Here is a 22,209-nt window from a genome sequence, read left to right on the forward strand (position 1 = left end):
CCACGCCTCCTACTGGCTTGCCCAGACAATCCGCGCGACCCATTCGACATCACTCATGGCAATGTCGCGGTCCGGATGATCAGGATTGAGAGAGACCAGGACGATCGACTTGACGGTCTGGCGTTCCAGCACTTTGGCCATCACCTCGCCGCCGTTGGTCTTGACCACCACCCTGTCGCCCTTGCGGGTGGCGGCGCCAGGCTCGACGATCAGTACGTCGCCATTGCGATAGAGCGGCAGCATGGAATCGCCCTGCACCTTCAGCGCATAGGCCGTTTCAGTCGACTGTGCAGGGAGTTCGATCAGGTCCCAGCCCTGCCCGGCGGGAAATCCGGCATCGTCGAAGAAACCGCCAGCGCCAGCCTGGGCAAAGCCGAGCAGCGGGACCGAGGACCGGCGAACAGGAGACGCCGCATGTCCAGAACTGTCCCTGCCCTCGACCAAACCGGTGAATTCGTCGAGCGAAGCGCCTGTCGCTTCGATGATCTTTGCCAGCGATTCGGTCGAAGGCCAGCGCGGCCGGCCGTCGGAGGACAGTCGCTTGGATTTGTTGAAAGCGGTCGAATCAAGTCCCGCGCGCCTGGCAAGGCCGGACGCGGACAGCGAGTAGCGCTCGGCAAGAGCGTCGATGGCGGCCCATACGCGGTCGTGTGAGAGCAAGTCCGCTCTCCTTCGAAACAGGAAAAAATGCCTCTGACCTGTCTAACGCGCGACCGCCAGCTTGTCCACCGGCGGAGCGTTGGATCATTCACAAAGTGACTGGGCGACAAGCGCTATGTGGGGAGCAGCCCGGCCCGCCCCAAGCGAACCCCTCAGCGTCTTCCTCTCTACAAAGCGTGAAGAAGACGGCCCATGAAAGTTTCATCAGCCCCGCTTGGCCTGGGCACGGAGGTTGCGGTGCGAAGCCATGAACATCCGCTCGGCCTCGGTAGGCGGGCGCGGCTCAGCAGAACGGCCGAGCGCCGCGACGACCTCGTCGATGCCCAGAAAGCGTCGCGCCTTGCGGTCGTAAACGCCCGCGGTCGTCAGGATCAAGGCGGCCGTTTCGCCATTGTCGAGGACGAAGCGATGCTTGCCGATGACCTGCGTGCCTTCCCATGTCTCGATCGAAGATACCAATTCGAAGCGCCGCCACAACCTGATCTCGCGCGCATAGACCGACTGCAGCCCGCCCATCATCGGCGCCCAGTCGTTTTTCCTCGCCAGCGCGATGAGGCCGGCGCGCAGGAAGATGTCGATGCGGCCAAGATCGGCCAGCATCATGTAACGCGCATTGTTGAGATGGATGTTGAAATCGACGTCCGTCGGCAGGCAGCGAAAGGCCAGCCGGCTTTCACCGCCCACGACGTACGGACCACGGCGTCGCGCCGTGGCCATCATGCGCGCCATACGCGCCCAGACATACATTACTGCCCCACGCGTCCTCTTCGACGCGCAAAGGACGCGACACGGCTCTTGGTTCCACCCATGAGTCAGGCCGCCTGCTTGACGTCGCCCTTCGCGTAGGGGTCGAAGCGCTGGTAGAAGGTTTCGCCCTTCTCGGCCATGTCGAGCAGAAGCCTCGGTGCCTTGAACTCGGCGCCGTACTTCTTCTGCAGGCGCTTGGCGATCTTGACGAATTCCTTGGCGCCGATGCCGTCAATGTAGGACAGGGCGCCGCCGGTATAGGGCGCGAAACCGAAGGCCAGGATCGAGCCGACATCGGCCTCGCGCGGATCGGTGACGATGCCCTCTTCCATCACCCGCGCCGCTTCCAGCGCGATGGTGACCAGCAACCGCTGCTGCAGCTCCTCATAATCGACCTTCTCGGCCGCCAGCTGAGGGTAGAGATCCCTGAGACCCGGCCACAGCTTCTTCTTGGCGGGCTTGGCCGGATAGTCGTAAAAGCCCTTGCCGTTCTTGCGGCCGGAGCGACCATGATCGTCGACCATGGTGTTGATCAACGCCATCTGCCGGGGGTCCACCGCAGTGTCGCCGAGATCCCTGATGGTCTGCTTCATGATCTTCTGGGCCAGGTCGATTGCAGTCTCGTCGGTCAGCGCCAGCGGACCCACCGGCATGCCGGCGGCTTTCGCGGCATTCTCGATCATCGGGGCGGGCACGCCTTCGATCAGCATCTTGTAGGCTTCCGACATATAGCGGAGCACACAGCGGTTGACGTAGAAGCCGCGCGTGTCGTTGACGACGATCGGCGTCTTCTTGATGGCGCGCACGAAGTCGATCGCGGTCGCCAGTGCCTTGTCGCCGGTCTTCTTGCCGAGGATGATCTCGACCAGCATCATCTTGTCGACCGGCGAGAAGAAGTGGATGCCTATGAAGTTCTTCGGCCGCACCGAATTCTTCGCCAGGCCGGTGATCGGGATGGTCGAGGTGTTGGAGGCGAAAATCGCCGACGACTTCAACACGGCCTCGGCCTGTTCGGTGGCAGCCTTCTTGACCGCCGAATCCTCGAACACCGCCTCGACCACCAGGTCGCAGCCGGCAAGGTCGGCATAGTCGGCCGTCGGCGTGATCAGCGACAGCAGTTTTTCCTTCTCCTCGGGCTTGGCGCGGCCCTTCTTCACCTGATCCGAGACGAGGCTTTCGGAATGCGCCTTGCCCTTCTGGGCCGACTCCAAATCGCGATCGAGCAGCACAACGGGAATGCCAGCCTTGGCGGTGACATAGGCGATGCCGGCGCCCATGAAGCCAGCGCCGAGGATGCCGATCTTCTTGAATTTGGTTTCAGCCACCCCGGCAGGACGGCGGGCACCCTTGTTCAGTTCCTGCAGCGACACGAACAGCGAGCGGATCATCGCCGCCGCTTCCCTGGTCTGCATGATCTTGGTGAAATAGCGCTGTTCGATGCGCAAGGCTGTGTCGAACGGCACCAGCAGGCCTTCATAAACGCATTTAAGTATCGCGGCGGCGGCCGGATAATTGCCATGGGTTTCGCGACGCAGGATGGCGATGGCCGGCGGCCACAGGTTGAAGCCGGCGGGCGAATAGATCTGGCCACCGGGCAGCTTGAAGCCCTTCTCGTCCCACGGCGCCACCGGCTTCAGGCCGTTCCTTATCATCGCCTTGGCGGTCTCGACCAGCTTCGCCGGTTCGGCGATCTCATGGATCAGACCCATGGACTTCGCCTTCTGCGGCGACAGCGTCTGGCCGGAGGTCAGCATCTGCAGTGCCTGCTGCTGATCGGTCAGCCTCGGCACGCGCTGCGTGCCGCCGGCGCCAGGGAAGATGCCTATCTTCACCTCGGGAAGCGCCATCCTGACCTTGTCGCTATCGGCGGCGACGCGACCGTGGCAGGCCAGCGACATTTCGAAGGCGCCACCCATGCAGGTGCCGTTGATCGCCGACACCCATGGCTTGCCGGACGTCTCCAGCTTGCGGAACAGGCCGGTCATGGTGCCGGCATTGTCGAACAGTGCCTTGGTCGCCTTTTCGATATCCTTGCGCTTGTCGGTGGCGAAGGTGGTCAGCATCTTCTGCAGCAGGGTGATGTCTGCGCCGCCAGAGAACGTATCCTTGCCGGAGGTGATCACCGCGCCCTTGATGGCGGCATCGCCGGCCACCGTGTCCACGATGGCGTTCAACTCCCGCATCACCTCCTCGGTGAAGACGTTCATGGACCGGTCCGGGCTGTTCCAGGTGACCAGCGCAATGCCGTCGGCGTCAATGTCGAGGGTGAAATTGGTATAGCTCATCTTCTCTCTCCCCTGTCAGACGCGTTCGATGATCGTTGCGGTGCCCATGCCGGCGCCGATGCAAAGCGTCACCAGCGCCGTGTTCAGGTCGCGCCTCTCGAGCTCGTCCAGCACGGTGCCGAAAATCATCGCGCCCGTGGCGCCGAGCGGATGGCCCATGGCGATGGCGCCGCCATTGACGTTGATCTTGTCGTGCGGAATGTCGAAAGCCTGCATGTAGCGCAGCACCACCGAGGCAAAAGCTTCATTGAGCTCGAACAGGTCGATGTCAGAAAGCTTCATCTTGGCGCGCTTCAGGAGCTTCTCGGTGACGTCGACCGGACCGGTCAGCATCAGCACCGGCTCGGAGCCGATATTGGCGAAGGTGCGGATGCGCGCGCGCGGCTTCAGCCCCATGGCCTTGCCAGCCTTCTTGGAGCCAAGCAGCACGGCCGCCGCGCCATCGACGATGCCGGACGAATTGCCGGCATGGTGGACGTGGTTGACCTCCTCCACCTCGGGGTGCTTCTGTACCGCGACCGCATCGAAACCACCCATTTCGCCGGGCATGACAAAGGACGGATTGAGCGAGGCCAGCGACTGCATGTCGGTCGAAGGCCGCATATGCTCGTCATGGTCGAGGATGGTCAGGCCGTTCTGGTCCCTGATCGGGATGACCGAATTCTTGAAGCGGCCCTTTTCCCAGGCATGCGCGGCGCGCTTCTGGCTCTCGACGGCGTAGGCGTCGACGTCGTCGCGCGAGAAGCCATACTTCGTGGCGATCAGGTCGGCGGAAATGCCTTGCGGTACGAACCAGCCGGGCAGGCCCACCGAGGGATCCATGAACCAGGCGCCGCCCGACGCGCCCATGCCGACGCGCGACATGGACTCGACGCCGCCGGCGATGACGATGTCATCGGCGCCTTGCGCGATCTTGGCCGCGCCAAAATTGATGGCGTCGAGACCGGAGGCGCAGAAGCGCGAGATCTGCATGCCCGGCGCCCTGGTGTCGTAGCCGGCCTCGAAGGCGGCGGCGCGCGGAATGACCGAACCGGCTTCGCCGACCGGATCGACGCAGCCGAAGATGATGTCGTCGACAGTGCCGGTGTCGAGCCCGTTGCGGTCGCGCAGCGCTTCAAGCGTCTTGGCGGCGAGCCGCACCGCCGGCACTTCGTGCAGCGATCCATCCTTCTTGCCCTTGCCGCGCGGCGTGCGCACGGCGTCATAGACATAAGCTTCGGACATTCTCTGGCTCCTTGGGTTTATCGAACGCAGCTCACAGAGAGCGTCCGATCAGCAATTTCATGATCTCGTTGGTGCCGCCGTAGATGCGCTGGACGCGGGCGTCGCGGAACATGCGGGCGATCGGATATTCGTTCATGTAGCCATAGCCGCCATGCAATTGAAGGCACTCGTCGACCACTTTGCCTTGCAGGTCGGACAGCCAGTACTTGGCCATCGACGCGGTCACCGGATCGAGCCCGCCTGCGATGTGGCGGGCGACGCAATCATTGTAGAAGACGCGGCCGACGGTCGCCTCGGTCTTCAGTTCGGCCAGCTTGAACTGCGTGTTCTGGAAATCGATGATCGCCTTGCCGAAGGCCTTGCGCTCCTTGACGTAATCGATGGTCAGCGCCAGCGCGCGCTCGATCATGGCGATGGCGCCGGTGCCGATCTGCAGCCGTTCCTGCGGCAATTGCTGCATCAACTGGATGAAGCCCTGCCCTTCCTCGTGACCGAGCAGGCTGGAGGTCGGCACACGGACGTCGTTGAAGAACAGTTCCGACGTGTCGTTGGCCTTCAGGCCGATCTTGTCTAGGTTGCGGCCGCGCTGGAAACCTTCGACCTCGTCGGTCTCGACGACGATCAGCGAGGTGCCCTTGGCTCCCTTTTCCGGATCGGTCTTGGTGACGACGATGATCAGGTTGGCAAGCTGGCCGTTGGTGATGAAGGTCTTGGAACCATTGATCTTGTATTGATTGCCATCCTTCTCTGCCCGCGTCTTGACGCCCTGCAGGTCGGAGCCGGCGCCGGGCTCGGTCATGGCGATGGCGCCGATCAGTTCGCCGGTCGCGAGCTTCGGCAGCCATTTCTTCTTCTGTTCTTCGGAGCCGTAGTGAAGGATGTAGGGTGCGACGATCGCATTGTGCAGGCCGATGCCGAAACCGTCGACGCCGACATGGCCGATGGCCTCGATGATGGCGCTCTCATGCGCGAAAGTGCCGCCCGAGCCCCCATACTCCTCCGGCATCGAGGCGCAGAGCAGGCCGGCCGCACCCGCCTTCCGCCAGCTCTCGCGGTCGACCATTTCGTTCTTCTCGAACTCGTCGTAGCGCGGCGCGATCTCTTCCGACATGAAACGGCGCGCCATGTCGTAGAGCATCCCGACGTCGTCGGCCGCCCAGGCAGGTTTCGGCAAAGCGAGCACTTCGGCGGGATTTATCGCCACGACTTCCTCCGCGTTTTGAATGCAGCCGGTATGCCGGCCCTCAAACTTAGAACGCTTCCGCGGGCAGCGCCATGAGCGTGTCCGCGCCACTGGAAATGCGGGCGAGATGCGCTGATGTCTCCGGCATGATCCGCTCCATGAAGAAGCGCGCCGTAACGACCTTGTTGTCGTAGAAAGACCGCGAACCATTGGCGCCCACCTTGCCAAGCGCCACCTTGGCCATCTGGCCCCACATGTAACCCAGCGCCACAAGGCCGAAGAGATGCATGTAGTCGGTCGAGGCGGCACCCGCATTGTCGGGCTTGGCCATGCCGTTCTGTACCAGCCACATCGTCGCGGCCTGCAGGTCGTTGAGGCCCTTCTTCAACCCCTTGGTGAACGGCGCCATCTTCTCGTCGGAGCGGTTCTCCTCGCAGAACTCGCCGACTTCCTTGAAGAAGGCCTGCACCGCGCGGCCGCCGTTCAGGCCAAGCTTGCGGCCGACGAGATCCAGCGCCTGGATGCCGTTGGCGCCTTCATAGATCATGGCGATGCGGGCATCACGCACGAACTGGGACATGCCGTGCTCCTCGATGTAGCCGTGACCGCCGAAGACCTGCTGCGCCATGACGGCATGGTCGAAGCCCTTGTCGGTGAACACGCCCTTGACCACCGGCGTCATCAGGCCGGTGTAGTCTTCCGCCGCCTGGCGATCCTTGTCGTCGGGGGAACGATGCGCGATGTCGGACTTGATCGCCGTCCAAAGCGCCAGCGCGCGACCGGCTTCGTTGAATGCCTTCATGGTCATCAGGCTGCGGCGGATGTCGGGATGGACGATGATCGGGTCGGCCTTCTTGTCCGGCGCCTTCTGCCCCGACAGCGAGCGGCCCTGCAGGCGTTCCTTGGCGTAGGAAACCGCGTTCTGGTAGGCGATCTCGGACAGCGAAAGCCCCTGCAGGGCAACGCCGAGCCGCGCCTCGTTCATCATCGTGAACATGGCCTTCAGGCCGCCATTGACCTCGCCGAGCAGCGTGCCCTCCGCCTCGTCATAGTTCATGACGCAGGTCGAATTGGCGTGGATGCCCATCTTCTCCTCGATCGAGCCGCAGGAGAGCGTGTTCTTCTCGCCGGGATTGCCGGCGGCATCGAGCTTGAGCTTGGGCACGATGAACAGCGAAATGCCCTTCACGCCTTCCGGCGCGCCTTCGATGCGGGCCAGCACCAGATGGACGATGTTGTCCGACATGTCGTGCTCGCCGGCCGAGATGAAGATCTTCTGGCCGGAAATCCTGTAGGTGCCATCGCCATTGGGGACGGCCTTGGTGCGCAGCAGGCCGAGATCGGTGCCGCAATGTGGCTCGGTCAGGTTCATGGTGCCTGTCCAGGCACCCTCGACCAGCTTCGGCAGCCACCTGGCTTTCTGCTCGTCGGTGCCATGGGTGATGATGGCGGCGATCGCGCCCTGCGTCAGGCCCGGATACATCATCAACGCCATGTTGGCCGAAACCATGTATTCGGAGACCGCCTGGTGCACCATGTAGGGTAGCCCCTGGCCGCCAAACTCGGCCGGCGCCGCCAACCCCATCCAGCCGCCCTCGCGATACTGCTCGAAAGCTTCCTTGAAGCCTTTCGGCGTCGTCACCGAGCCGTCGGCATGGCGCACGCAGCCTTCCAGGTCGCCGACGCGGTTCAACGGGTGCATGACGTTTTCGGCGAGCTTCGCACCCTCGGCGAGGATTGCTTCGAGAACATCGGGCGTGGCGTCGGAAAATCCCGGGAGATTGGAATAGCGCTGGTAGGCCAGCACTTCATTGAGCACGAACAGCGTATCCTGAACCGGTGCTGCGTAGATCGGCATGCTTTTCCTCCACCATGCGGCCTTGGCCCGAAGCTAGCCCATGAACGGCATGCGGACCAATGTTGGGATCGAGATAACAAATATTGACGTTTGCGTAAACGTCAATATTTTTCGAAGTGAAATTTTTCATGCGCCAAAAAGGTGCGGTCCGCGGAATCTGGGGCGGGCAACAAAAAACAAAAGAGCCGCGCGGCAATGGCCACGCGGCTCTCATTCGTCACATATCCGCGGACTGATCAGCTCGCGGCGCTCGCTGGCGCCGTTGTGCGCTCGATCAACATCTGGCGCACGGCCGACATCGAGCCGCTCAGTTCGTTGATGGCGTCGTCGATCAGGGCCCGTTGCTTCTGCAGACGGGCAAGCTGCTTTTCCGACTTGTCCAGCGCCAGCCGCAACTGCTTGGTGTTGGAGCCGGTCGGATCGTAGAGATCCATCATCTGCTTGACGTCACGCAGCGAGAACCCGACCTTGCGGCCGAGCAGGATCAGCTTGAGCCGGGCCTTGTCGCGACGCGTGTAGAGACGGGTCGAACCGTCGCGCTGCGGATTGAGAAGGCCCTTGTCCTCGTAGAAACGCAACGTGCGCAGAGTCACGCCATATTTCTTGGCCATCTCGCCGATGCGGGCTAGCTCCTCACCGGCTTCGTTCGATACTTCATTGGTATTGGCCGCGGTCTCGCCGGGCGAAACAAGTTTCATAATCACTGGCTTTCCCCATCTGTGGCGTCGCGGTCTCGGACCTTGCGTCGCCTGAGTGGAAGCGGGGGGCGTGCTTCCAGTCGTGGTTTCAACAAACAAATCGCAAATGGGACGCATGGCGCACCTTTTACGTTTACGTCAATTCTATATCGATAGCGGCTTGCCGGCGCAAGGGCGTTCTACGAGAGGAGCTTTAAGCCGCACCCAAGCGGCTTGCATCAGCGACGTTGCAACTTCTTAAGCTTGGTTAACGCGTTGTTTACCACGTTGGGTGAAATGTGCGCATGTCGGCGACCCGTGGTTATCCTGTATCGAATTTTCACGGTTTTTCGGAGCGCGGGTGAGAACCCGGAAAGCTTGTCTTTCACCGTGGCTTGGATGCTCGGTCGCCTTCGTTCCCGACAGGGGCTTAGGGGAACTGGCCGAAAGCCAGCCATTCTGAAAAACGGGCGCATCGATGAACAGCAAGCGGTCCTATCTCGATACACTCAACGCCGGCAGGCAGCGCAAGCCGCATACCACGCTGGAGGAGTTGAACCGTTCACTGGAGACACTCGAACAGAGATTGGAGCGGACACGCGAGGATCCGATGGAGCGGCAAGATCCGCGCCAGTACGGAGCAGAGCCACGCTATCCGAGCGCGCGGCCCTACGGCCAGCAGCGCTGGTACGAGGATCCGCAATCGGCGCGGCCCAAAAGCCCGGCGCCGGCCGCTCCCGTATTCGACCAGAACTATCAGGCGATCGCCCGCGACATCGACCGCGTGCGCGGCCAGGAAGACAGCGTCGCCGCGGTCGGCAAGATCGCCGGCGAATTGCGCGGGCTGCGCGAGGAACTGCGCCACCAGATGACAGCCGGCCTGCAGCGCGAATTCGAAGCGCTGCGCAAGGACATCGAGCGGGCCTTCCAGGCCGGTGGCCAGTCGGGCAAGGGAAGCGCTGAACTCGGCGTCGAGTTCGAACGGCTTTCCGGCGCCATCCAGACGCTGGCCGAAAAAAGCGACGACAGAAGCGTCAACATGCTGCGGCTTGAGCTGGAGCAGGTCAAGGCCGCGCTCGACACGCTGGCGCGCGAGGAGAGCGTGCAGGCTGTCGACCGCCGCTGGGACGATTTCGACCGCCGCTGGAGCGCTTTCGAAGACCGTGTCGATGCCGACCAGCGCAAGCGTTCGGATGATCCCGGCCTGTCGATGCTGACCGATCGGCTCGAACAGATCAGCAATGCCGTCAACAACCTGCCTGAATCGCTCTCGCTGCGCTCGCTTGAGGAAAAGGTCCGCACGCTTGCCGGCGCCGTCGACCACTTCGCCAGCCAGCAGAACAATCGCGGCACCGACACGCTGGGCATGATCGACGAGCGGCTCGACGAGATTTCCCGCGCCATTCTCGCCTCGACCGTCGCGGCACAGGCCAATTCATTCGACCCGGAACCCTTCGAGCGCATCGAGAAGCGGATCGCATCGCTTGCCCAGCAGATCGAGGAAGTCGCCCAGGATCGTCCGGGCAGCGAGGTCGTCGATCGCCTCAACATGCTTTCGAACCGGGTTGACGATCTCGCAGGCAGGGCCAACCTTCCCGAGCAGGCGATGGAGCGTCTGGCCAACCAGATTTCCCTCATCGCCGACAAGATCGACCACGCGCCGGCCATGCCGGACGCCGATTACATCTTCCAGGGGCTCGAGCAGCGTTTTGACGTGCTGTCCGGGATGATGGAACGCCGCCAGGGCGACGCGATCCAGCAAGGCAACATGCTGTTCCGCGATCTCGAGCGCCGGCTGGACGAGGTCGCCGACAGGCTCGACCAGCGCATGCCGCAGGTCGACAGCGCCGGAATCATGGAAGCCATCGACGCACGCTTCACCGCGCTGGCCCAACGCATCGAGACGCGCGCTCCCGACCCCGCTGGCGAGGCGGCGATCCGCGGCCTCGAAAGCCGGCTGGAAGACATCTCAAGCCGGCTGGACGCGTCCGCGGCACAAGTTGCCGGCATCGACCCGGCCCTGATCCGCAGCCTTGAGGCGCAGGTCGCCGGCCTGTCCGCCCACCTTTCCAAGCCCAGCACGCCGCTGCCGGACTTCGAGGACATCAGCCCGCGTCTCAACGAAATCGAGAAATCACTGGCCGGCACCCGCGATTCCATCCTCGGCGCGGCACGAGAGGCTGCCGAGAACGCTGTCCGCTCGATGGCCGGCTCCAGCGCCAACACAGCCGCCGTCAGCGGCCTCGCGCAGGACCTGAAGACCCTGGAATCCCTGACGCGGCGCTCGGACGAGCGCAACTCGAGGACGTTCGAGGCCATCCACGACACGCTGCTGAAAATTGTCGACCGTCTGGGTTCGCTGGAGACCAGCGAACCGATCGAGGCGGTGAGCGAGCTCGTGGACACGCATCCTGCCCAACCTTTTGGCAAGAGCCTGCGAAACAAGATCGCGGTTCAGGATGCACCGTCCCTGGATATCGACCAGCCCGTACCGCTGACCGGCGACATGGCCGATCTCGACGGCCGCGCCGCTGCCATCATGCGTGACGAACCGGGCTCGCGCGGCGAACCGGGCTCGCGTGGCGAACCGGGGCCGCGCACGCCGGCAGAGGCCGCGGCCGCTGCCGCGATGGCGGCGCTCGGCTCTGACACGATCGCCGAGAAGGGTGAGCAGCCAGGCCGTCGCAAATCGATGTTCGGCGGGCTGGCGCGCGCCTTCAAGGGCAGGAAGGAAGCGGATCTTCCGCTGGCAGGCTCGGCAATGGCGGCCGAAGTGCCGACCGTTGACCTCGATGAGCCGCTCGACCCGAAAGTGGCCAACCGGCCACTGGAGCCCGGCTCTGGCGCACCGGACCTCAATGCCATCATGAAGCGCGTACGCGACGAGCGCGGGCCACCGGCCAAGGCCAGCGATACCGACGCGGCGAAATCGGACTTCATCGCCGCCGCCAGACGCGCGGCCCAGGCCGCCGCCGCCGAGGCCGATGCCCTGAAGCGTCAGTCGACGATGAGCGGCCCGGTGAAGGCATTGCGGATCGGCGACCTGCTCAAGGCACGGCGCAAGCCGATCCTCATGGCCGCAGCCGCCATCATGCTGGCGCTTGCCGGCCTGCAACTGGGCAAGGCCTTTTTTGCCGATCCCGTCGAGATGGCCAGCAATGGCGCCGCGCCACTCGTCGCCGCGCAGCCGGTGCAGACCACCTCGATCACCGCCGAGCCGAAGGCACAGCCGCAGGTGGCGTCGCTGGACAGCGCCCCGGCCCGCAACGTCAGGCAGGCGGAGGCCGCGGCCAGGCCAGACACGCCGGCGCAAGTTGCCGCCATGCAGCCGAATGCCGAAAAGCCCGTCGCCGCCCCTGTGGCAGCATCCCAGGCTTCGGCCGTGGCTTCATCCACGACACCCGATCCGATCGAACCGGCCGCGATGGCCCCAGCGGCCGTAAACCCCGTGGCCGCGGACACCGACACCCAAACCCTGGCTACGGTGCCGGCCTTGGCAAATACGACAGCCACCTCGGCAACGGCTGCCTCGACGGACACGACCGGCGCTGTTTCTCCAGCCGGCGCGGCCACGGCGGGCGCCGCCATCGCCAAGATCGACGTCCCGGCGGACGCCGGTCCCCAGGCATTGCGTGACGCGGCTGCCGGCGGCGACTCCAAGGCGCTCTTCGAGATCGGCTCTCGTTACGCAGAGGCTCGCGGCGTCAAGGAGGACATGGCGGCGGCGGCCAAATGGTACGAAAAATCGGCTGAACTCGGCTTCGCGCCTGCGGAATACCGTATCGGCAATTTCTACGAGAAGGGCATCGGCGTCGCACGCGACATCAAGAAGGCAAAGACCTGGTACCAACTCTCCGCCGAACAGGGCAACGCCAGCGCCATGCACAACCTCGCCGTGCTTTTCGCCATGGCAGCGGATGGCGTGACCGACAATGAATCGGCGGCACACTGGTTCCAGGCCGCCGCCGACGTCGGCGTCAAGGACAGCCAGTTCAATCTCGGCATCCTGGCTGCCAAGGGTGTCGGCATGAAGCAGAATCTCGAGGAGTCCTACAAATGGTTCGCGCTCGTCGCCAAGACCGGCGACAAGGATGCAGCCGCCAAGCGCGACGAGATCGCCAATGCATTGCGGCCGGAGCAGCTCGAACGCGCCCGCGCCGCCACCGAGTTGTGGAAGGCCAAGCCCCTCGATCCGGCAGCCAATTCGGCCGACATCCCCGAATCCTGGCAGGAGGGGACGCCCCAGACGACCGCTGGCGTCGACATGACAAAGGCGATCAAGAACATCCAGCTCATCCTCAACAAGAATGGCTATGACGCCGGTGGAGCGGACGGCAAGATCGGCCAGAAGACCAAGAATGCGATCATGGCATTCCAGACCGACAACAGCATGAAAGCGACAGGCACGATCGACGAACCGCTGGTCAAGGCGCTGCTGGCGCGCAAATAACGCGGGATGCGTCGCTTACGCGACGCCCTTGCCACATATTTGCCTGTTAACTGATTGAGATGTTTTTTGTTTCGGCGGCGCGGCGCGGTTTGACTTCGCCGTGCCGCTGGCGCAAGGAAATTGTGCTCTTCGGCGCGGAATGCCCGCAACGGCTGCATTCATCCGGGGACAACTGATCGAGACTGACGGGTGGGCATCTATCTCCCGATCGCGGAAATTTCCGTCAACGTCTTCGTGCTGCTGGCCATGGGCGCTGCGGTGGGTTTCCTGTCGGGCATGTTCGGCGTGGGCGGCGGCTTCCTCATCACGCCACTGCTGATCTTCTACAACATCCCGCCGGCCATCGCGGTCGCCACCGGCGCCAACCAGGTCATCGCCTCGTCCTTCTCCGGCGCGCTGTCGCACATGAAGCGCGGCACGCTCGACTTCAAGCTTGGCGCGGTGCTTCTGGCTGGCGGTATCGTCGGCTCCACCGGCGGCATCTTCGTCTTTGGCTTCCTGCGTCGGCTCGGCCAGCTCGACCTGTTCATCTCGCTGCTCTACGTCGTGCTGCTCGGCACCGTCGGCGGGTTGATGCTGGTCGAAAGCGTCAATGCATTGCGCGCCACGCGCAGCGGCGCGGCCCCGGTGCTGAAGAAATCGGGACAACACAACTGGATCCACCGCCTGCCGCTGAAAATGCGGTTCAGGGCGTCGAAGCTTTTCGTCAGCGTCATTCCGGTGCTTGGCCTGGGTGCCGCGATCGGTTTCCTGTCGTCGATCATGGGCGTCGGCGGCGGCTTCATCATGGTGCCGGCGCTGATCTATTTGCTGAAGGTGCCGACCAATGTCGTCATCGGCACCTCGCTGTTCCAGATCATCTTCACCTCCGCCTACACGACGCTCGTCCACGCCACCACCAACCAGACCGTCGACGTGATGCTCGCCTTCCTGTTGATGGCCGGCGGCGTCGCCGGCGCGCAGTATGGCGCCAAGGCCGGCCAGAGGCTGCGTGGCGAACAACTCAGGGCCCTGCTGGCGCTGCTGGTGCTGGCGGTGGCGATACGGCTCGCCATCGATCTCTTCGTGACGCCACCCAACCTCTTTTCGCTGTCCGGCGCGGGCCTGAACTGATGGCGGGCTTGAGGGCGTTCGCTGCTGGCGCTTTCCTGTCGCTGATCGCGGTGGCCTCGCCGACATCGGCACAGACGCCCGTGGCGGAAGGCATCCAGATCGGCCTGTCCACCGACAATGTCTCGATCACCGCAGGCTTTTCCGGCGCCGATCTGACCATCTTCGGCTCGCTTGAAAATCCGGATCCGTTGGTCGCCCGCCAGGGACGTTATGACGTCATCGTCGTTCTCGAGGGGCCGCCGAAACCGGTGGTGGTGCGGCGCAAGGACAGGGTGCTTGGCGTCTGGATCAATCTGGAATCCGAGACATTCGAAAATGTGCCGGTCTCCTACTCGGTGGCCACGACGCGGCCGCTGCAGGACATCACGGAGCCCAACAGCTACAAGCAGCTGTCGCTTGGCGCCTCCAATCTCTACATGCAACCGGCCGATCCCGGCGAGAGCCCGGCGACGATCCAGGAATTCACCGCGGCATTGCGCGAACGCAAATCGGCGACCGGCCTCTACAGCGAGAATGTCGGCGGGGTGCAGTTTTTATCGCAGAACCTGTTCCGCGCCACCGTCCGGCTCGCTCCCAATGTTCCGGTCGGCACCCACAAGGCGCGCGCCTTCCTGTTCAAGAGCGGCCTGTTCATCAAGGAAAGCTCCGCCCAGCTCGAAATCCGCAAGTCTGGCTTCGAGCAGTCGATCTTTCGCGTCGCCCACGATTATTCCTTTCTCTACGGCGTCTTCGCCGTGTCGCTGGCCATGCTGACGGGCTGGCTCGGACGGCTGATCTTTCGAAAGGACTAAACTGCTTGATCGAGCCTGATCTTTCCCGAAGACCAGTTCCCGGTTTCGGGATCATGCTCCAGGCCTCGAGTCTTTTTTCCGGAAATGAGGTTTCCCTTTCCGGCGTCTTGCGCTAGAGCACGCCCCCGGCCCGGCCGGACACGAGCTACCGCTCCCCAAAAGACAGAATACAGGAACTTGCCATGCGACCAGCATTCGGCGGTATCGACTTCGGCACTTCAAACTCCACCGTGGGCGTGGTCCGCAACGGGCAGCCGCGCCTCGTCGCGCTTGAAGACGGCCAGGTCACGCTGCCCAGCGCCGTGTTCTTCAATTTCGAGGACAACCGCACCTGTTTTGGCCGCCATGCCATTTCCAACTACACCGACAGCGTCGAAGGCCGGCTGATGCGCTCGCTGAAGAGCGTGCTCGGCAGTTCGCTGGCACACGAGAAGACACGCATCAAATCGCGGTCGATCGGCTTCATGGACATCGTCGGGCTGTTTCTGGGACATCTCAAGAAGCGGCTCGAGGAAGATTCGGGCGACGCCGTCGACACGGTGGTCCTGGGCCGCCCGGTGCAGTTCGTCGACGAGGATGCCGAAGCCGATGCGAAGGCGCAGGGCGAACTCGAGACCGCTGCCCGCGCGCAAGGCTTCAAGCATATTGCCTTCCAGTTCGAGCCGATCGCGGCGGCGCTCGACTATGAGCAGAAGGTGACGCGCGAGGAACTGGCTCTCATCATCGACATGGGCGGCGGCACCTCGGACTTCTCCATCGTGCGCGTCTCACCGGAGCGTGCCCGCTCACTCGACCGCAAGGACGACATCCTGGCCAGCCGGGGCATCCATATAGGCGGCACGGATTTCGACCGGCTGCTGAGCATCGCCCATGTGATGCCGCAACTCGGCTATCTGACGCCGACCAAGGACGGCAAGCGTAACCTGCCGGCCAGCTACTTCATCGATCTGGCGACGTGGCAACGCATCAACCTTGTCTACACCGCCAAGGCGATGACGCATTTGCGCCAAATCCGCTACGAAGCCGAGCGCGCCGACCTGGTCGACCGCTTCATCCACATTGTCGAACACCGTTACGGGCATGCCCTGGCGGCGCTGGTTGAAAGAGCCAAGATCGAGCTGACCGACAGGTCGTCCGCCGAGGTCGCGGTGAAATTGCCCGGAGCGGAGTTCGCCGCGGAAATAACGCGCGGCGGACTGGACGCCACGATTGGCAGGGACATCGAGAGGGTCACCGACACAGTGGGTCAGACCATACGCGATGCCCAGGTCAAGCCATCCGACATCACCGCGGTGTTCCTGACCGGCGGATCGACGGCGATCCCGCTGGCAAGACGAGAGATCCTGTCGCTGGTGCCGCAAGCATCCGTCATCGACGGCGACATGTTCGGCTCGGTCGGGCTTGGCCTGGCATTGGACGCGCAGCGGAAGTTCGGTTGATTTAGGCCGAACTGCTTCCAGTGGTTTCGGCGCCAAGATGCGCCTTGAGCGCCATCTGGGCCAGGCTTGCCTGGCGATCTCGGTGGGTGATCATAGCGAAGTCGCGCTTGGGCAATTCCAGCGGCACGGAGCGCAGACTGCCCTCGGCTACGGCGCGCGCGACGACGAGCTCCGAAATGATGGTGGCCCCAGCCCCCGCCTCCACGGCCTGGCGAACCGCCTCGTTGCTCGGCAGCACCAGGAATATCCGCAGGTCGGCGAGCGACATGCCCTCACGGCGCGCCAGGTCCTCCAGAACCTCGCGCGTGCCCGAGCCGCCCTCGCGAATGATCCAGCGCAGCCCCCTGATATCGGGACGGCCGCGAGAGATTTCTGCGATCTCCGGATGGGAACTGGCGACGACCAGCATCAGCCTGTCGGTGTCCACCTTGGCGCGGCGCAATATGTCGGATTCCGTGCGCCCCTCGACTAGGCCGAGATCGGCCGCGCCATCGAGCACATTGGCCTCCACCTGCCTGGTGTTGCCGATGGTGACGCTCAGCCTGACGGCGGGATACGCTTCGTGGAAGGAGGCCAGCCGACGCGGCAGCCAATAGCTGGCGATCGTCTGGCTGGCGGCGATGGAAAGGCTGCCAGTAACCGTCTGCGAGACATGCTCCAGCACGTTGCGGGCGGCGGCCGCCCGTTCAAGCACGGCCTTGGCCTCGGGCAGGAACCGGTGGCCGGTCTGGGCGAGCTCGATGTTGCGGCCGACCCGGTTGAACAGATGGACGCCGTGCTGCTCCTCGAGCGCCCGGATGGCGGCCGACGCCGCCGACTGGGAAATGCCCAGCAGCTCCGCCGCCTTGGTCATGTGGCCGCGCTCGGCGACGGCGACGAAAATGCGCAATTGGTCCAAGGTCATGGGATTATTAAGAACCAATATCGATTGAATTTACAAGAACAACTGATTAGACGGATCGATACATTCATTCTAAGTTTTTGCGCGAAGTTAGAAAAATTTCGCCATCGGATCGCAGAGCAAACATGATCGGGCGGTTCAAATCACTGCTTGCCTATTGGACCCGGAGCCTTCGGCGGCAATTGGCCGGCGACCGCTATCATGCCGAAGAACACTACATGCGCGGCCCCGGACCGAAAACGAGAGCCAAATCCGCGAACCGCGACGGCATGCGGGGATCATGAACCACCATCCGCCGCGCGGCGCCAATTCCGCCCTGTCCCAGCGGCCGCTCGCCGACACAACCGCGCCAGACGAAGGCGACGGCGTCGAAACCTCGCCCAGCGTCTCCGACAGCATCGCCAAGACCACCTGCTACATGTGTGCCTGCCGCTGCGGCATCGACGTGCACATCAAGGATGGCAAGGTCCGCTACATCAACGGCAACAGGGACCATCCGGTCAATCGCGGCGTGATCTGTGGCAAGGGCAGCTCCGGCATCATGCAGCACTACAGCCCGGCCCGGCTGAAAAAGCCGCTGTTGCGTACCGGCCCACGCGGCTCAGGCGAGTTCCGCGAGATCGAATGGGAAGAGGCCTTCTCGATCGCGACGGAACGGCTTTCGGCCATCCGCCGGACCGATCCGAAGAAGCTTGCCTTCTTCACCGGCCGTGACCAATCGCAATCCTTGACCGGCTGGTGGGCGAGCCGCTTCGGCACGCCGAATTTCGCCGCCCATGGCGGCTTCTGCTCGGTCAACATGGCAGCCGGCGGACTCTATACGATCGGCGGCTCGTTCTGGGAATTCGGCGAACCCGACTGGGACAACACCAAATACTTCATGCTGTTCGGCGTCGCCGAGGACCATGATTCCAACCCGATCAAGATCGGGCTCGGCAAGCTCAAGGCGCGCGGCGCCAAGGTGGTCTCGATCAATCCGTGCCGCACCGGCTACAATGCAATTGCCGATGACTGGATCGGCATCCGGCCGGGCACCGACGGCCTGTTCGTCTTCGCCCTCATCCACGAACTGCTGAAGACGGGCCGCGTCGATCTCGACTATCTCTTGCGCTACACCAACGCCCACGTGCTCGTCATCCAGGAGCCGGGTGCGGCCGATGACGGACTGTTTGTGCGCGATACCGACGGCAATCCGCTGGCCTGGGACAGGGTGGCGAAGGTACCTGTCCAGGCAACCGATCAGACTGCGAGGCCAGCACTGACTGGCAGCTTTGAAGTTGGAGGCCGCCATTGCGCCCCCGTGTTCCAACTCATTGCCGATCGCTACCTCGACCAGAGCTACGCGCCCGATGCCGTCGCCGAGCGCTGCGGCATTCCCGCCGATACAATCCGCGGGATCGCCGCTGAACTCGCCCATGTCGCCTTCGAACAGACGATCGAGTTGCCGGTAGCGTGGACCGACTGGGCCGGGCGGCGTCACGAGACGATCAAGGGCCGGCCTGTTTCGATGCACGCCATGCGTGGCATCTCCGCCCATTCGAACGGTTTTCATACATGCCGCGCCATTCATCTGCTGCAAGTGCTGCTCGGCACTGTCGATGTTCCCGGCGGCTTCCGCTTCAAGCCGCCCTACCCCAGATCGGCACCGCCGGGTCCAAAGCCATCAGGCAAGACCGTCAAGCCGATGACGCCACTCGAAGGCATGCCGCTCGGTTTCGTGTGCGGGCCGGCAGACCTGCTGGTCGACGAGGCCGGCACACCCGTCCGCATCGACAAGGCCTATTCCTGGGACGCGCCACTGGCGGCACACGGGCTGATGCACACGGTCATCCGTAACGCCTGGGCCGGCGATCCCTACAGGATCGATACTTTGCTGATGTACATGTCGAACATGGCGTGGAATTCCTCGATGAACACCGTCGAGACCATGGCGATGCTGACCGACCATGACGATGCGGGAAACTACAAGATCCCCTTCATCATCTATTCCGACGCCTACTATTCCGAGACCGTGCCCTTCGCCGATCTCGTGCTGCCGGACACAACCTATCTTGAGCGTCACGACTGCATCAGCCTTCTCGACCGGCCGATCAGCCATGCCGACGGACCGGGCGACGCCATCCGCCATCCGGTCGTCGAGCCGGACCGCGACGTCAGGCCGTTCCAGTCAGTGCTGATCGAACTCGGTGCAAGGTTGGGCTTGCCCGGCTTCGTCAATGACGACGGATCGGCCAAATATACTGATTATGCCGATTACATCGTCAATCATGAGCGCACGCCGGGGATCGGGCCACTCGCCGGCTGGCGCGGCAAGGACGAAACGGCGATCGGCAAGGGCGCGGTCAATCCCAACCAGTTGCAGCGCTACATCGACAATGGCGGTTTCTGGCACCACGATTTCGCCGACGACCAGCGCTACTACAAGATGGCCAATCGCTCCTATCTCGATTTCGCGGTGCAGTTGGGTTTCATCCCCACGGCCGAGCCGATCGTATTCCAGCTCTACTCTGAACCGATGCAGCGCTTCCGCCTTGCCGCGCGTGGCCATGGCCGTGTGTTGCCGCCGGAGGGCGACCGCCAGCGCATCGATGCCTACATGGACCCGCTGCCGTTCTGGTACACGCCCTTCGAGGAAGCGGCCGTCGACCTGCAAAGATATCCATTGCATGCGCTGACACAGCGGCCGATGCACATGTATCATTCCTGGGGCTCGCAGAATGCGTGGCTGCGGCAAATCACCAGCCAGAACCGGCTGTTCGTTCATCACCGCACCGGCGCCAGCCTCGGTCTGGTCGACGACGACTGGGTGTGGATCGAGAGCATCAACGGCCGGGTGAAGGGGCAGATCAAGCTGATCGACGGGGTGAACGAAAGCACGGTGTGGACCTGGAACGCCATCGGCAAGCGGCGCGGCAGCTGGGGGCTGAAGGACGATGCCGCGGAATCCAATCGCGGCTTCCTGCTCAACCATGTCATCGGCGACCAGACTTCGGCCGACGCCAACGGCAAGCGCTATTCGAATTCCGATCCGGTGACCGGCCAGGCGGCGTGGTTCGACCTGCGCGTGCGCATCGTCAAATGCGCGGCCAAGGAAGCCGGTTTCACCGAGCCGCAGTTCGAGCGCTTCCATCAGCCGCCGCACTTCGAGCCCTCGCCCGACAAATTGAGTTTCGGCGCCGATTTCCGGCGGGCAAGAGAGGCCGCGAAATGACTTGCCTTCCAGGCCATACCGACAAGAAGCTCGGCCTCGTCATCGACCTCGACACCTGCGTTGGCTGCCAGGCCTGCGTTACCGCCTGCAAGGAATGGAACACCGGTGGCCATATGGCGCCGCTGACCGACATCGACCCCTATGGCGGCCATGTCGACGGTGTCTGGTTCAACCGCGTGCACACCTACGAGCACACCACCGAGATGGGTGGACGCACTGTGAACTTCCCGCGCTCCTGCCTGCATTGCGAGACGCCGGCCTGCGTCACCGTCTGTCCGACCGGCGCATCCTACAAGCGGTCCTCGGACGGCATCGTGCTGATCGATGAGGACAAGTGCATCGGCTGCAAATTGTGCAGTTGGGCATGCCCCTATGGAGCGCGCGAATTCGACACCGATGTCGGCGTGATGAAGAAGTGCACGCTGTGCGTCGACCGCATCTATAACGACAACCTTGCCAAGGAAGACCGCGTGCCGGCCTGCGTCGCCGCCTGCCCGACCAGCGCCCGGCATTTCGGCGATCTTGGCGATCCCTCATCGGCGGTCTCGCAACTGGTGGCGGAGCGCGGCGGAGTCGACCTGATGCCGGAACTTGGTTACCAGCCAACCAACAAGTACCTGCCGCCGCGCGCCCATACCAAACGCGCCGCCTCGGTGGCCGCGCCCGCACTCGAGCCGGTACGGGCCGAGGGCGGTTTCCTGGGCTGGGTCGACCGCATGCTTTCGAACTGACCCATGCATCCAGCCTTCTCCGTCGTCTTTTTCACCACCGCCACCGGGGCCGGCTACGGCCTGCTGGCGCTACTGGGTGTGCTTGGGGGCCTCGGCATCATCCCGAACGATTTCTGGCTCGGCTTCATCGGCATGGGACTGGCGCTCGGGCTGATTGCGGCCGGTCTTTTATCGTCGACGGGTCATCTCGGCCGCCCCGAACGCGCCTGGCGGGCGTTCTCGCAGTGGCGCAGCTCATGGCTGTCACGCGAAGGCGTGTCTTCGGTTTCGACCTTCATTCCGGCGGGGCTGTTCGGCATCGGCTGGGTCCTGTTGGGCAGAACCGGCGGATGGGTGGGCGCAGCCGGACTGATCGCGGCCGTCGGCGCCGTCGTCACCGTCTGCACCACCGGGATGATCTATGCGTCGCTGAAACCCATCGCCCAGTGGCACAGCCGCTTCACCCTGCCCGCCTATCTCATTTTCTCGGCGATGACCGGCAGCGTGCTGACGAACGCGCTGCTGCAAGGCTTTGCTCTCGGTTCAATGATGCTTCTGGTGGCTTGCGTGCTGCTGACCTTGCTCGGCTGGGGCTGGAAGCTTGCGACATGGCGCTACAATGACCGACTGGAAATCCCGACCACCGCCAACACGGCGACAGGGCTCGCCGGCGGCACGGTACGGCCATTGGAATGGCCGCATACCGAGGAAAGTTACCTGCTCAAGGAAATGGGCTTTCGCATTGCGCGCAAGCACAGCGCCCGGCTGCGACAGGTCACGCAAGCGCTGGCCTTTGCCCTGCCGGCCGTGTTGCTGATTGCGGCGTTCGCCTTGCCATGGCCGTTCGGGGCGATGCTGTCCGTGCTCGCGGCTATCGTGCAATTCGCCGGCATGCTGGTCGAGCGCTGGCTGTTCTTCGCCGAGGCGAAGCACACCGTCACCCTTTACTACGGACGTTGA

15 protein-coding genes are annotated in these 22,209 nt (G+C 63.5%); 7 read left to right on the plus strand and 8 right to left on the minus strand.

From position 1 onward, the window contains the following. Positions 1-9: 9 nt before the first annotated feature. The 7 genes from ACO07C_RS12845 to ACO07C_RS12875 all read right to left on the minus strand — a co-directional run bounded on the left by ACO07C_RS12845 (position 10) and on the right by ACO07C_RS12875 (position 8,655). A complete protein-coding gene (locus ACO07C_RS12845) occupies positions 10-660 on the minus strand; it encodes a S24 family peptidase (protein ID WP_421914533.1) in 651 nt (216 codons plus the stop codon). A gap of 204 nt (positions 661-864) precedes the next feature. After that, complete coding sequence (locus ACO07C_RS12850) at positions 865-1,407, minus strand: thioesterase family protein (protein WP_421914534.1); 543 nt, start codon at positions 1,405-1,407, stop codon at positions 865-867. Positions 1,408-1,472: 65 nt separating this feature from the next. After that, positions 1,473-3,692 (minus strand): 3-hydroxyacyl-CoA dehydrogenase NAD-binding domain-containing protein, encoded by a 2,220-nt coding sequence (locus ACO07C_RS12855; RefSeq protein WP_421914535.1) that lies wholly within the window; start codon positions 3,690-3,692, stop codon positions 1,473-1,475. Positions 3,693-3,707: 15 nt separating this feature from the next. Then, on the minus strand, positions 3,708-4,916 hold the full coding sequence (locus tag ACO07C_RS12860; RefSeq protein WP_421914536.1) for an acetyl-CoA C-acetyltransferase: 1,209 nt from the start codon (positions 4,914-4,916) through the stop codon (positions 3,708-3,710). A gap of 31 nt (positions 4,917-4,947) precedes the next feature. Then, entirely contained in the window at positions 4,948-6,120 is a 1,173-nt protein-coding gene (locus ACO07C_RS12865) for an acyl-CoA dehydrogenase family protein (RefSeq protein WP_421914537.1), read from the minus strand. Positions 6,121-6,166: 46 nt separating this feature from the next. Further along, positions 6,167-7,957 carry an acyl-CoA dehydrogenase gene (locus tag ACO07C_RS12870; protein WP_421914538.1) on the minus strand — a complete coding sequence of 597 codons (1,791 nt, stop codon included), beginning with the start codon at positions 7,955-7,957 and terminating at the stop codon, positions 6,167-6,169. Positions 7,958-8,193: 236 nt separating this feature from the next. Beyond that, complete coding sequence (locus ACO07C_RS12875) at positions 8,194-8,655, minus strand: MerR family transcriptional regulator (protein ID WP_421914539.1); 462 nt, start codon at positions 8,653-8,655, stop codon at positions 8,194-8,196. Between the two features lie 457 nt (positions 8,656-9,112). On the opposite strand from ACO07C_RS12875, the gene ACO07C_RS12880 reads away from it, so the two are divergent. The 4 genes from ACO07C_RS12880 (at position 9,113) to ACO07C_RS12895 (ending at position 16,427) form a co-directional block, all read left to right on the plus strand. Beyond that, positions 9,113-13,084, plus strand: a complete 3,972-nt coding sequence (locus tag ACO07C_RS12880) for a peptidoglycan-binding protein (RefSeq protein WP_421914540.1) — start codon at positions 9,113-9,115, stop codon at positions 13,082-13,084. 189 nt (positions 13,085-13,273) lie between these two features. Beyond that, positions 13,274-14,197 (plus strand): sulfite exporter TauE/SafE family protein, encoded by a 924-nt coding sequence (locus tag ACO07C_RS12885; protein WP_421914542.1) that lies wholly within the window; start codon positions 13,274-13,276, stop codon positions 14,195-14,197. Beyond that, positions 14,197-14,988, plus strand: a complete 792-nt coding sequence (locus ACO07C_RS12890) for a TIGR02186 family protein (RefSeq protein WP_421914543.1) — start codon at positions 14,197-14,199, stop codon at positions 14,986-14,988. The genes ACO07C_RS12885 and ACO07C_RS12890 overlap by 1 nt, the downstream gene beginning before the upstream one ends. A gap of 182 nt (positions 14,989-15,170) precedes the next feature. After that, positions 15,171-16,427: an Hsp70 family protein gene (locus ACO07C_RS12895; protein ID WP_421914544.1), complete on the plus strand. Its 1,257-nt coding sequence runs from the start codon at positions 15,171-15,173 to the stop codon at positions 16,425-16,427. 1 nt (position 16,428) lies between these two features. Here ACO07C_RS12895 and ACO07C_RS12900 read toward each other — a convergent pair whose 3' ends face one another. After that, positions 16,429-17,331: a LysR substrate-binding domain-containing protein gene (locus tag ACO07C_RS12900; protein ID WP_421914545.1), complete on the minus strand. Its 903-nt coding sequence runs from the start codon at positions 17,329-17,331 to the stop codon at positions 16,429-16,431. A 277-nt stretch (positions 17,332-17,608) separates the two neighbouring features. Here ACO07C_RS12900 and ACO07C_RS12905 point away from each other — a divergent pair, with 277 nt between their 5' ends. From ACO07C_RS12905 to ACO07C_RS12915, 3 genes are read left to right on the plus strand one after another with little or no spacing between them, the layout of a single operon-like run. Next, a complete protein-coding gene (locus tag ACO07C_RS12905) occupies positions 17,609-20,539 on the plus strand; it encodes a molybdopterin oxidoreductase family protein (RefSeq protein WP_421914546.1) in 2,931 nt (976 codons plus the stop codon). Then, positions 20,536-21,270 carry a 4Fe-4S dicluster domain-containing protein gene (locus ACO07C_RS12910; RefSeq protein WP_421914547.1) on the plus strand — a complete coding sequence of 245 codons (735 nt, stop codon included), beginning with the start codon at positions 20,536-20,538 and terminating at the stop codon, positions 21,268-21,270. Before ACO07C_RS12905 ends, ACO07C_RS12910 begins: the two co-directional genes overlap by 4 nt. 3 nt (positions 21,271-21,273) lie before the next feature. Beyond that, complete coding sequence (locus tag ACO07C_RS12915) at positions 21,274-22,209, plus strand: dimethyl sulfoxide reductase anchor subunit family protein (RefSeq protein ID WP_421914548.1); 936 nt, start codon at positions 21,274-21,276, stop codon at positions 22,207-22,209.

It is taken from the genome of Mesorhizobium sp., from assembly GCF_965229135.1.
Taxonomy (GTDB): Bacteria; Pseudomonadota; Alphaproteobacteria; order Rhizobiales; family Rhizobiaceae; genus Mesorhizobium.

Excerpts from the sequence above, each read along its gene's own strand:
- ACO07C_RS12905 (WP_421914546.1), top strand. The coding sequence starts at position 17,609 with ATGAACCACCATCCGCCGCGCGGCGCCAATTCCGCCCTGTCCCAGCGG.
- ACO07C_RS12870 (WP_421914538.1), bottom strand. The coding sequence starts at position 7,957 with ATGCCGATCTACGCAGCACCGGTTCAGGATACGCTGTTCGTGCTCAAT.
- ACO07C_RS12855 (WP_421914535.1), bottom strand. The coding sequence starts at position 3,692 with ATGAGCTATACCAATTTCACCCTCGACATTGACGCCGACGGCATTGCG.
- ACO07C_RS12880 (WP_421914540.1), top strand. The coding sequence starts at position 9,113 with ATGAACAGCAAGCGGTCCTATCTCGATACACTCAACGCCGGCAGGCAG.
- ACO07C_RS12900 (WP_421914545.1), bottom strand. The coding sequence starts at position 17,331 with ATGACCTTGGACCAATTGCGCATTTTCGTCGCCGTCGCCGAGCGCGGC.
- ACO07C_RS12895 (WP_421914544.1), top strand. The coding sequence starts at position 15,171 with ATGCGACCAGCATTCGGCGGTATCGACTTCGGCACTTCAAACTCCACC.
- ACO07C_RS12915 (WP_421914548.1), top strand. The coding sequence starts at position 21,274 with ATGCATCCAGCCTTCTCCGTCGTCTTTTTCACCACCGCCACCGGGGCC.
- ACO07C_RS12890 (WP_421914543.1), top strand. The coding sequence starts at position 14,197 with ATGGCGGGCTTGAGGGCGTTCGCTGCTGGCGCTTTCCTGTCGCTGATC.
- ACO07C_RS12850 (WP_421914534.1), bottom strand. The coding sequence starts at position 1,407 with ATGTATGTCTGGGCGCGTATGGCGCGCATGATGGCCACGGCGCGACGC.
- ACO07C_RS12860 (WP_421914536.1), bottom strand. The coding sequence starts at position 4,916 with ATGTCCGAAGCTTATGTCTATGACGCCGTGCGCACGCCGCGCGGCAAG.
- ACO07C_RS12875 (WP_421914539.1), bottom strand. The coding sequence starts at position 8,655 with ATGAAACTTGTTTCGCCCGGCGAGACCGCGGCCAATACCAATGAAGTA.
- ACO07C_RS12910 (WP_421914547.1), top strand. The coding sequence starts at position 20,536 with ATGACTTGCCTTCCAGGCCATACCGACAAGAAGCTCGGCCTCGTCATC.